Raw genomic sequence first — 10,945 nt, 5'->3', positions numbered from 1 at the left:
CGACATTGTCTTCGCCTGCATTCGGGCATGCTTTCTCCCACTCATTCATAGGACACGGCCCATGAGCGACACACCCGCCGCCGCTGCTTCCGGCATCCGCCGGCCTTGCTATCTGGTCTTGTCCGCACACGATTACCGCACACCGCGCCGCGCCAACATCCACTTCATCACCGATCAGCTCGCGCTGCGCGGGACGACGCGATTTTTTTCGCTGCGTTACAGCCGCCTGTCGCGGATGAAGGGCGATATGCGGCTGCCGCTGGATGACACTGCCAATACCGTGGTGTCGCACAAGGGTGTGGAGTGCTATCTCTGGCGTACTACGGTGCATCCGTTCAATACGCGCAGGGCGTGGCTGCAGTCTGTGGAAGATGCGATGTTCCGCTGGTATGCCGCACATCCGCCGAAACAGTTGCTGGACTGGATGCGCGAGGCGGATGTCATCGTGTTCGAAAGCGGCATTGCCGTGGCCTTTATCGAGCTCGCCAAGCGCATCAATCCGACCGCCAAGCTGGTGTATCGCGCCTCCGATGGGTTGAGCACGATCAACGTCGCCTCCTATATCGAACGCGAGTTCGACCGGGTTGCGCCCACTCTGGACGTCATCGCGCTGGTGTCGCCGGCCATGGCCGAAGAGATCGCAAGCCGCGATAACGTCTATCACGTCGGGCATGGCGTGGATCACAACCTGGATCAGCTGGGCGACCCGTCGCCGTATGGCGAAGGAATCCACGCGGTGGCGGTAGGGTCGATGTTGTTCGACCCGGAATTCTTCGTCGTTGCCAGCAAGGCGTTTCCGCAGGTCACGTTTCATGTGATCGGGTCGGGCATGGGCCGCCACCCGGGCTATGGCGATAACGTCGTCGTTTATGGTGAAATGAAGCACGTCGAGACGATCGGCTACATCAAGCACGCGCGGTTCGGCATCGCGCCGTATGCGTCGGAGCAGGTGCCGGTGTATCTGGCCGATAGCTCGATGAAGCTGTTGCAGTACGACTTTTTCGGCTTGCCTGCGGTGTGTCCGAATGCAGTTGTCGGGCCATATCAGCAGTCGCGCTTTGGTTACACGCCCGGCAACGCCGATTCGATCGTCGCTGCGATCGGGCAGGCGCTGGACGCGCCGCATGTACGTTACCGCCAATGTTTGAACTGGTCCGACACCACCGACCGTGTGCTGGATCCAGCCGCGTATCCGGAAACCCGTTTGTATCCGCAGCACACCGGCGCCGCCGCGCGTGCTTCCTCGGAGGCCGCGCTCTCGCATTGATGCAGCGCACCTCACCCGTTTGAGACAGGAGACCTCTCTTTATGGCCAACGCTTTGCTGCAGAAGTGGATAGAACACGCAGAACGTCGCGCATTGTTCTGGTGGCAGCCGAAAAACGCTGGCGTCAACATGGGAGATCACCTGTCCAAGGTGATCGTGTCCTGCGCGCTCTCCTTGCAAGACAAGACCCTGATCGAGAAGCGCGATCTCAGCAAGAAGCTCATCGCGATCGGCTCGGTGCTGCATTTTGCAAAGGACGGCGATACCGTCTGGGGCAGCGGCATCAATGGCAAGATTCCAGCCGAGCGCAATAACTTCAGCACGCTCGACGTGCGTGCGGTGCGCGGGCCCAAGACCCGTCAATTCCTGCTGGATCGTGGCATCGCGGTGCCGGAGGTCTATGGCGACCCGGGTTTGCTGACGCCGATGTTCTTCCCGGCCGAGGCATTGGGCGCGGTGGAAAAGCGTCCGTTCGCGATCGTTCCGCATTTCAACGAGCCGGTCGAAAAGTACAGCGCGTACGCAGACCACCTGGTGTTCCCCAACGTCAAGCCGGCAACGTTCATGAGCCAGCTGCTGGGTGCCGAGCTGGTGGTCAGCAGTTCGCTGCACGGCCTGATTCTTGCTGAGGCCTATGGCATTCCAGCGGTGTATCTGGATTGGGGCAATGGCGAAGACCGCTTCAAGTACGACGATTACTACTACGGCACCGGACGCACGCAGTGGCACTCGGGCAACAACGTCGAAGAGTGTCTGAAACTGGGCGGCAACGGCGCGTTCGATCTGGAAAAACTGCAGGCCGGTTTGCTGGCTGCATTCCCCTACGACCTTTGGTGATTCGATGATGCAGGGCCAGCGTGTGGACAGTGACACAACGACCGTTGCCGCCGTCGCCACGCCGCCAGGCGTGGTGATTCCACTGGGCGGGTTTCCGGTCTTGTCCACCACGCAGGAGGCATTCGCGCTGGATCTGTTCCATGCAGTGGCCGCGCAACAGCCACGCCGTGTGTTCTTCGCCAACACCAATTTTGTGGTGCAGTGCCAGGCGCTACGGATGCGCATGCGTGAGCCCAGCGTGCGGATCGTCAACGACGGCATCGGGATGGATCTGGCGGCGCGGCTGATTCATGGCCGCCGCTTTGCCGGCAACCTCAATGGCACCGATCTGATTCCGTATCTGTGCCGCGAGGCTGCGCAACCGCTCAAGTTTTTCCTGTTGGGTGGACGCCCTGGCGTGGGCAAGACTGCGGCGGCGACCTTGACCGATAGGTTGGGTCAGCAGGTGGTCGGCATGTGCGATGGCTACGGCGAATTTGCCGCGGCGGGCGAAGGTCTGGCCGAGCGCATCAACCGTTCCGGCGCCGATGTGCTGCTGGTCGCGTTCGGAAATCCGCTGCAGGAGCGCTGGATTCTGGATCACAGCCAGGCGCTGCATGTGCCGCTGGTGTTCGGCGTCGGTGCGCTGCTCGACTTTTTATCCGGCACCGCCAAGCGTGCGCCCGATTGGGTGCAGCGTCTGCATCTGGAGTGGATGTACCGGTTGCTCCACGAGCCGCGCCGTTTGCTCAAGCGCTATAGCTGGGACCTGCTGGTGTTCTTCCGCACCTGTCTGCGCGCGGGCAAGCACCTGCCCTGATGCATGGCGGCTGCGTCTGGGCTTAGCATGCACGCATGCATCCGACTGCCGCCGCCCTGATCCGCTCGCTCGACCTGTCGCCGCATCCGGAAGGCGGGCACTTTCGCCGCGTGTATGCGTCCGAGCGTCAGGTCAGCGATAACGGCCGGCTCCGCCCTGCGCTGACCGCGATCCGTTTTTTGCTCGCTGCCGGCGAATGCAGTGCCTGGCACCGTGTCGATGCCGAGGAAAGCTGGCATTGGCAACAAGGCGATGCGCTGGAATTGCTGATTTACGACGAAGCCAGCGGGCAGCTGCAGCGCTTGATTCTGGACGCCGCCGACCGTGGCGAACCGATGCAGGTGGTTCCCGCAGGGCATTGGCAGGCGGCACGTTCGCTGGGCGACTTCACCCTGGTGGGTTGCACGGTGTCGCCGGGATTCGTGTGGGAGGGATTTGCGCTGCTCGACGCCACCTCGCCATTGGCCACCCACCTGGCAACACTCACTCCACGCTGATCGATCGCGGCGCCGCGTGCGGCCGAACGCTTCCCTAACGCGGCGCGTGCGGGCTTGGCGTACTGTCCGCCTCAAACAGGGGCGACATGTGATGCGATACAGGGCAACGTTATGGGGCGCCGGCGTGATACTGGCATCGATGCTGGCGACGGCCAGCGAGACCGCGGCGCAAACAGCGGCCGCGCCACCGCCGGTGGTCGACCTGGAGGCGATGGTGGTGCGCGGCGTGCAGCCCGGCCCGGGCTTGTGGAAAGTCAGCAAGGGCGACCACGTGTTGTGGATCCTCGGCACCTTGTCGCCATTGCCGAAACGGCTGCAATGGCAGTCGGCCGAGGTGGAAACCATCATCGGCCAGTCCCAGCAGGTACTGATGGCGCCAACCGTGCAGGTCGATGCAGACATGGGCTTCTTCGGCAAGCTGACCTTGCTGCCATCGGCGATGAAGGCGATGAAGAACGAAGACGACCGCGAACTGCGCGATGTGTTGCCTGCCGATCTCTATGCGCGCTGGACTGTGGCCAAGGCGCGCTACATCGGAAGCGATCGTGGGGTGGAGCGCAAACGCCCGATGCTAGCGGCCGGTGAGTTGTATCAGGCGGCGATCAAGCGCTCCGGCCTGGCCCGTTCGCCGGTGATCTGGTCGGTGGTGGAACGCGCCGCCAAGCGCGCAGGCATCAAGCCCACGCCAACCGCGCTGGACTACAAGATCAAGGACCCGCGTCAGGCGCTCAAGGAGTTCCGTGCCGGCGGCATGGACGACACCGCCTGCTTTCGCAGCATCCTGGTGACGGTGGAGCGCGATCTGCCGACCATGGTCGAGCGTGCCAACGCCTGGTCGGTGGGCGATATCGAGGCCTTGCGTCAATTGCCGCGCGAAGATCCGCAAGCGGCCTGCATGAGCGCGATGGCCAGCTCCGGCGCCGCCAGAAAACGCGGCATCGACGATCTGGAGCGGCGCATGCGCGAACATTGGCTCGGCATCGCCACCACCGCGCTGCAACGCAATCGCAGCACCTTCGCGGTACTGCCGATCAGCCGCATGACCACGCCGGATGGTTATCTGGCGCGATTGCAGGCGCTGGGGTACGAGGTAGAAGCGCCTTGAGCGACCGCCATCGCGCATGAGCTCGTCGTAGAGCTGTCGGCGGGGCGAGGGGGCAATCAGGATTGCGACGTGCGACGTGCGGCGCTGGTCGCAGTGCACCGGCTCGTCAGCCGCCGCTGGGCCGCAGTCGAGCGACCGCTGTTTCGGTCATCGTTTGTTCGTGCGCAGCGCTGCTTCATCGCTGTCACCTCGGGTTAGGCCAGCCCAGCCAGCCACGGTATGCTGCGCGCCTTGTTCACTGAGAGCTCCGCGTTGAACGCACTGCCGCTGCGCATCCTCGGTACCGGGCGCCACCTCCCGGCCAGGGAAGTCACTTCGCACGCGCTGGACGCGCGCTGGCAGTTGCCGGCCGGCACCACCTTTGCGCGCCTGGGAGTTGCCACGCGCCATTACGTCGGCGAGGGCGAGACCGCATCGTCGATGGGGGCCGCCGCCGCGCAGCAGGCATTGGCCAACGCGGGCATCGACAGCAGCCAGATCGATTGCCTGATCTCTGCCTGCAGCGTGATGGAGCAGCCCATCCCCTGCCAGGCGGTGTTGATCCAGCGCGCACTGGGGCTGGGCGATTCCGGCATCCCTGCCTTCGACGTCAATGCAACCTGCCTGAGCTTTGTGGTTGCGCTGGACATGGCCGCCAATGCGCTGGCGCTGGGCCGTTACCAACGCGTGCTGATCGTCTCCAGCGAAGTGGCATCGGCCGGTCTGGACGAGGCAGTACCGGCCACCGCAGGCCTGTTCGGCGATGGCGCTGCGGCCGTGGTGGTCGGGCGTAGTAGCGCTGACGATGGCTCGGCCTTGCTGTCCAGTCGCCTGTCCAGTTACGGCAGCGGCGCAGATGTGTGCCGCATTCGCGGGGGCGGTACCCGCGCACCGCATGACCAAGACAGCGCGCCGGATACGTCGCGCGCGTTCTGGATGGATGGGCGCAGCGCCTACCGCTTTGCGGCGCGCCATCTGCCGGCGTTCTGGGAACAGTTGTTGCACGATGCCGGCATCACCGCGGCGCAGCTGCGCTATCTGGTGCCGCATCAGGCCTCCGGTGGCGGCCTGGATCATGTGGTGCGCGCGCTGGGGCTACGCAGCGATCAGGTCGTGCGCATCCTGCACGCCACCGGCAACCAGGTGGCCGCTTCGCTTCCGCATGCCTTGCATCACGCCTGCGTCGATGGGCAACTGCAGCGCGGCGACGTGTTCGCGCTACTCGGCACCGGCGCCGGTCTGGCGATCGGCGGCATGGTGTTGCGCTACTGATGCACGTGCGCGTTTCTCTCGAACTCTTGCGCGTCGGCCACTGCCGGCATTGCGAGCGCATGGTGCGTGCAGACGGCCATTGGCATGCGGTGGAATTTCCCGCGTTGAGTGTGTTGATCCGGCACCCGCAGCGCGGGGCGATGCTCTACGACACGGGCTACGCCACGCATTTTTTCCAGGCCACCGATCCCTGGCCAGAGCGCCTGTATCGTTGGACCACCCCGGTGACCTTGCCCACGCACGAAACCCTGCGCGCGCAGCTGGCACGTCGCGACGTGCAGCTGGACGATATTGCCTGGTGCCTGATTTCGCATTTTCATGCCGACCACGTGAGCGGCCTACGCGACCTGCCAAACGCACGCTTCCTCTGTCTGCGTGCGGACTACCAGCAACTGCGCAGTTGCTCGCGCCTGGGGGGATTGCGCCGTGCCTTGCTGCCGCAGCTACTGCCGGAGGATTTCGATCAACGCTTGCAGTTTGCCGAGCAGGCGCCGCAGCGCAAACTGAGCGGCGCCTGGAAGGGCCTGGGCACCGCATACGATCTGTTCGAAGACGGCAGCGTGCTTGCCGTGCCGCTGCCCGGCCACGTACCCGGGCAAATGGGCCTGTGGCTACGCGACCAGCATGATCGCGAGGTATTGCTCTGCGCAGATGCGGTGTGGTCGTCGGCCACCTGGGCAACATTGCAGTGGCCGGCGTGGCCCACGCGTTTGCTGATGCACGACTGGAGCGCTTTCCAGCGCACCGTGCAGCACTTGCATGGGTTGTCGCAGGCGCATCCGGAGTTGGCGATCCTGCCCTCGCACTGCCAACCCAGTCTTGACCGTTACCAACCGGAGTGGCGATGAGCCTGCGTATTCTCGTGACCGGCGCATCCGGTTTTGTCGGCGGCTCCTTCATGCGCCGTTTCCAGGGACAACCCGGTGTGGAGATTCACGGCATCGGGCGTCGTACCAGCGAATTACCCAACTATCACCGCATCGATCTGAGCCAACCGTTTTCGCTGGACTGGCAGCCGGACGTGGTGATCCACGCGGCGGCACTGGCATCCCCGTGGGGGAGTCGCGCGCAGTTCCAACTGCACAACGTGCAGGCCACCGCCAATGTCATCGATTTCTGCATGCGCAACGGCTGTCCACGCTTGCTGTACGTGTCCTCCAGCTCGGTGTTTTACCGCGAGGCGCATCAATACGATCTGGATGAAAACAGCCCCATCGGCCCGCACTTCGTCAACACGTACGCCCACACCAAATACCTCGGCGAAACCTTGCTGGAGCGCTATCCGGGGCAGGCATCGGTGTTGCGCCCGCGCGCGGTATTCGGACCGGGCGACACGGTGTTGTTCCCGCGTGTGATCGCCGCTGCGCGCAAAGGTGCGTTGCCGCGCTTTGTCGGCCAGACCCAACCGGTGATCGGCGATCTGATCTATATCGACACGCTCTGCGATTACCTCTACCGCGCGGCCACGGCACCGCAGCTGCAGCGCGCCTACAACCTCACCAACGCGCAGCCGGTGGATCTGCAGCAAACGGTGCTGGATGTGCTGGCGCGCCTGCAACTGCCGCTGCCGCAACGCGAAGTGCGCATCGGCACCGCGCTGCGCATGGCCAGCGTGGTGGAAGGTCTTTATCGCGTGCTGCGGTTGCGCGGCGAGCCGCCGATCACGCGGTTCGGCGTCGGTGCGTTTGCTTACTCCAAGACCTTCAATCCGCAACGCACGCTTGCCGATCTGGGAGCGCCCAGCGTGGGCGTGGAAGAGGGCATCGAGGCTTTCGTGCGCTGGCAGGCGGCGCAGTGGGTGTAGCCGTGCTCGCATTGGCCGCGCTGTATCTGAGCCTGCTGGTGGTGAAGGCGGGCGCGGCGCTGTGGGTCATGCGTGACGAGCACGCAGGGCCAGCACGCGGTCTTGCCGGTACCCAGGCAGAGGTGGCGATCCTGCAGCCGATTCTAGGCGGTGACGCGCATTTGCAGAGCGTACTGGCGGCCAATCTGCAGGCGCTGCCAGCCGCGCATTTTTTTTGGCTGATGGACGCGGACGATGCGGCCGGAAACACGGTCGCAGATGCGCTGATCATGCAGTACCCGAAGGTGCGCATTACCCGGATGCTGGTGCCTGCGGCGCCAGCTAGCATCAATCCCAAGGCGTGGAAGCTCGAATACGTGCTTGCCCAGGTGCAGGCGCCGATCTGTTTGATCCTGGACGACGATGCGCAGCTGAGCGAAGCCGCACTGGTGCAGCTATTGCAGGATCTGAGCGACGCCGACGTGGTGACCGCATTGCCGTATTACTGCGACAGCGAGACGTTGGCCGGCCGCCTGCTGTCGCAGTTCGTCAACAACAATGCCGCGCTCACCTATCTGGGCTGGCTGCCGTTCGCGGCGCCGTTGACCATCAACGGCATGTGCTACGCCGCGCGCACGGCGCAACTGCGTGCCTGGGGCGGTTTTGCCACGTTGCTGGAGCAACTGACCGACGATCTGGCGGTTGCCACGCTGGTCCGCGCACGCGGTGGGCGGCTGTGGCAATCCACTGCGCCGGTGGCGATGCGCACCGCAATGCCGGATCTGCACAGCTACACGCGGCAGATGCATCGCTGGATGTTGTTCGCCTTGATCCTGCTTCGGCAGCAACGTCTGCGCACGCGTAGCGCCATCGGCATCTTGCAGGGCTTGCCGCCGTTGTTGCTGGTTGCCATGTCGATCGGCGCCTGCGTGTGGCCTTCGTGGCCGGTGGGGGCAGGCGTGGTCGTCACATTATTGCTGCGCGCAGTGCTGCTCTGCGCTGTGCAATGGCGTGCGACCGGTGCGGTGCGCCATCGCCCGCTGTTATCGCTCTGCGCCGAGTGTCTGCAACCGCTGCATCTGCTGCATGCCGCATTGGTGCACACCATCCGCTGGCGCACCCGCCGATACCGTGTGTTGTCGAACGGGTGCTTTCGTGCGCAGTGACGCCGCGCTGCTGCAGATCGCCTTCCTGACCGGGCAAAGCGACCCGGCACGTTGCGCCTTGAGTGCAGAACAACACGAATTTCTGCACGCGCTGCAGGGCGCACGCCGACGACTGATCGCGTGCAATTACCCGTACTGGCCGGACAGTGCTCCACATCGGCGCATACCGCTATGGCGTGCGAGTCTGTCGAATGCGCGTCACTATCTGCAGGCGCGTGCCGGCCGCGTTGCAGAGGCTGATCGCGCGCGGGTCAGTGCACTGCTGCAGCAGACGCCGATGACGGTGCTGCTGGCCGGAAGTTGCGGGCTGCAGTTGCTGACCGCACTGCAGTTGCCGCACGCGCTACGTGCGCGGCTGGCCGTGTTTGCGTACGGCCCGGTCTGTCGGACGCCTGCTGCCTTCGGTCACGTGCGCGTAGTGCAAGGGCAGGGCGATCGGATCTCGCGCGCGCTGTTCGATGGTGCGGTTGAGCTGACGCCGGCCTGCGGTCATATGGAGTATTTGCGCGATGCAGCGGTGCTTGCCAGCTGCCAGGCCTTTGTTGCCGAGGTCGAGCAGCATGTGCAGAGCGGTGCAGATGCGGATTGATCTGATCGCGCCGCCGTACAGCGGCCATCTGCATCCGATTCTGGCCATTGCGCGTCAGCTCGCGGCCCGGCATGACGTCCACGTCATCAGCACGCCGGCGGCGCAGGCGCGTATCGCTGCCTGCGGGGTGTACGCGGCAAGCGTGCTGGACGCGCAGGCCGATCGCGTCTTGATGCAGATCGCCAACCCGCCACACGCCGTGGGCCATCACCCGTTGCGTCTACGCCGACAGCTGCACGATGCGCTCGGCCTGATGGCAGGTGTGGGCAATGCATTGCAGCAGCGCTGGAGCGAGCGACGGCCGGATCTGGTGATCGTCGATTTCACCCTGCCCAGCGCCGGGCTGACAGCGCAGGCCATGGGGATTGCGTGGTGGACCAGCATGCCGTCGCCCTGCGTGATCGAAACCCATGATGGCCCGCCCGCCTATTTTGGTGGGTTGCTGCCTGCAACCAGCATGCGTCAGCGTGTCTGGCATGGGTTGGCGCGGCGGCTTACGCGCGGATTCAAGCGCAGCTTGCATGCTTGCTATCGGCACCAGATGCGTGCCGGCGGCTTGCCGGCGCTCTACCGCAGCGATCGCAGCGAGGCGGTGTATTCGCCGCAGTGCATTCTGGCGTTGGGGCTGCCGTCGTTCGAATTCGCGCAGCGCTGGCCGGCGGCGCTGCGCTTCGTCGGGCCGCAGTTGTGCACGCCGCCATCGACCGTGGCAGCTCCCGAATTCGTCCCTGGTCATCGCCATGTGCTGATCACGTTGGGCACGCATCTGCAATGGGTCAAGCAGCGCATGGATGGCGTGCTACGCGCGCTGGCGCCGCAATTTCCCGAGGTGATCTTTCACTTCAGTGATGGCGATACGGCCGCGCCGCACCAGCATGCGCAGGGCAATTATCGGCGCCTGCCGTATGTGGATTACGCGCAGCATCTGCATCGCTACGATCTGGTCGTACACCACGGCGGTGCCGGCATTCTGTATGCCTGCCTGGCCGCGGGATTGCCGTCGATCGTGTATCCGCTGGACTACGACCAGTTCGATCACGCTGCGCGTCTGCAGGTGGCAGGTGCCGCAACGTGGCTGCGCGAGCTGAGTGCATTGCCGCAGGTGCTGGCCGCGGCGCTGGCGGCTGCCGGTCCGCTCGCGGGCGTACTGCGTTTGCAGACCGAGTTGCAGCAGATCGCTGCGCAAGCGCGCATCGTGCGGCTGGTGGAGGCCTTCGCGCACACGGGAACTGTGCCGAGCGACGACGGCATCGACGGCACTGCAGCCCAGGTGTGATGCATCGCGTGCGTTGATCTTGCAGATGCACTGCGCAGTGGTGCAGCTGCTGATGAAAGCGATGCTTCCTTTAATGCGTAAGCCTCAGCGCTGTCGCTGCTGATGCCGGTGACCGAGTCGCGCAGGGTCTGCAAGCGGCCTTGCGCCTGCATAGCGAACCGGGGCGATATATCCGTTGTCGCGCAGGCGTCGAATCGAGATCATCCATCGCACGCTGGACACAGCACACACAGAACGCATCGCGTGCCTTGGCGTGGCTAACACACTGATGCGACCAATCGTCGTTCGGCCAAAATCAGCGCGAGCAAGTCGCGCACAAACGGGTCACCTAAAATCGCATTTAGCAACGTTTCCACACGACCGGCGAACCCAGTCG

General features: G+C 64.4%; 11 protein-coding genes. All 11 read left to right on the top strand.

The genetic code is table 11. The annotated features are described in order from the left end of the window. The first annotated feature begins 61 nt into the window (after positions 1 to 61). The 11 genes from ACZZ0O_RS19165 to ACZZ0O_RS19115 all read left to right on the top strand — a co-directional run bounded on the left by ACZZ0O_RS19165 (position 62) and on the right by ACZZ0O_RS19115 (position 10,569). Positions 62 to 1,267 carry a GumK N-terminal domain-containing glycosyltransferase gene (locus ACZZ0O_RS19165; RefSeq protein WP_115528103.1) on the top strand — a complete coding sequence of 402 codons (1,206 nt, stop codon included), beginning with the start codon at positions 62 to 64 and terminating at the stop codon, positions 1,265 to 1,267. Between the two features lie 41 nt (positions 1,268 to 1,308). Continuing rightward, on the top strand, positions 1,309 to 2,103 hold the full coding sequence (locus tag ACZZ0O_RS19160) for a polysaccharide pyruvyl transferase family protein (protein WP_463591577.1): 795 nt from the start codon (positions 1,309 to 1,311) through the stop codon (positions 2,101 to 2,103). Between the two features lie 4 nt (positions 2,104 to 2,107). Continuing rightward, positions 2,108 to 2,902, top strand: a complete 795-nt coding sequence (locus ACZZ0O_RS19155) for a WecB/TagA/CpsF family glycosyltransferase (RefSeq protein WP_463591576.1) — start codon at positions 2,108 to 2,110, stop codon at positions 2,900 to 2,902. 35 nt (positions 2,903 to 2,937) lie between these two features. Continuing rightward, positions 2,938 to 3,399, top strand: a complete 462-nt coding sequence (locus tag ACZZ0O_RS19150) for a cupin domain-containing protein (protein ID WP_463591575.1) — start codon at positions 2,938 to 2,940, stop codon at positions 3,397 to 3,399. A 91-nt stretch (positions 3,400 to 3,490) separates the two neighbouring features. After that, positions 3,491 to 4,504 carry a TraB/GumN family protein gene (locus tag ACZZ0O_RS19145; protein ID WP_115513288.1) on the top strand — a complete coding sequence of 338 codons (1,014 nt, stop codon included), beginning with the start codon at positions 3,491 to 3,493 and terminating at the stop codon, positions 4,502 to 4,504. Positions 4,505 to 4,723: 219 nt separating this feature from the next. Beyond that, the gene (locus ACZZ0O_RS19140; protein ID WP_055851542.1) at positions 4,724 to 5,755 is read left to right on the top strand and encodes a 3-oxoacyl-[acyl-carrier-protein] synthase III C-terminal domain-containing protein; all 1,032 of its coding nucleotides are present in this window, start codon (positions 4,724 to 4,726) and stop codon (positions 5,753 to 5,755) included. Further along, positions 5,755 to 6,603 carry an MBL fold metallo-hydrolase gene (locus tag ACZZ0O_RS19135; RefSeq protein ID WP_463591574.1) on the top strand — a complete coding sequence of 283 codons (849 nt, stop codon included), beginning with the start codon at positions 5,755 to 5,757 and terminating at the stop codon, positions 6,601 to 6,603. Before ACZZ0O_RS19140 ends, ACZZ0O_RS19135 begins: the two co-directional genes overlap by 1 nt. Continuing rightward, the gene (locus tag ACZZ0O_RS19130; protein WP_463591573.1) at positions 6,600 to 7,559 is read left to right on the top strand and encodes an NAD-dependent epimerase/dehydratase family protein; all 960 of its coding nucleotides are present in this window, start codon (positions 6,600 to 6,602) and stop codon (positions 7,557 to 7,559) included. Before ACZZ0O_RS19135 ends, ACZZ0O_RS19130 begins: the two co-directional genes overlap by 4 nt. Then, entirely contained in the window at positions 7,550 to 8,704 is a 1,155-nt protein-coding gene (locus tag ACZZ0O_RS19125; RefSeq protein ID WP_463591572.1) for a glycosyltransferase, read from the top strand. Before ACZZ0O_RS19130 ends, ACZZ0O_RS19125 begins: the two co-directional genes overlap by 10 nt. Then, on the top strand, positions 8,625 to 9,293 hold the full coding sequence (locus ACZZ0O_RS19120) for a hypothetical protein (RefSeq protein ID WP_463591571.1): 669 nt from the start codon (positions 8,625 to 8,627) through the stop codon (positions 9,291 to 9,293). The genes ACZZ0O_RS19125 and ACZZ0O_RS19120 overlap by 80 nt, the downstream gene beginning before the upstream one ends. Continuing rightward, positions 9,283 to 10,569, top strand: a complete 1,287-nt coding sequence (locus ACZZ0O_RS19115; protein WP_463591570.1) for a glycosyltransferase — start codon at positions 9,283 to 9,285, stop codon at positions 10,567 to 10,569. The genes ACZZ0O_RS19120 and ACZZ0O_RS19115 overlap by 11 nt, the downstream gene beginning before the upstream one ends. Positions 10,570 to 10,945 lie beyond the last annotated feature (376 nt).

It is taken from the genome of Xanthomonas sp. AC360 (genome assembly GCF_979258225.1).
Note: the sequence above shows the minus strand (reverse complement) of the source record. Positions and strands in the feature narration are given on the sequence as shown.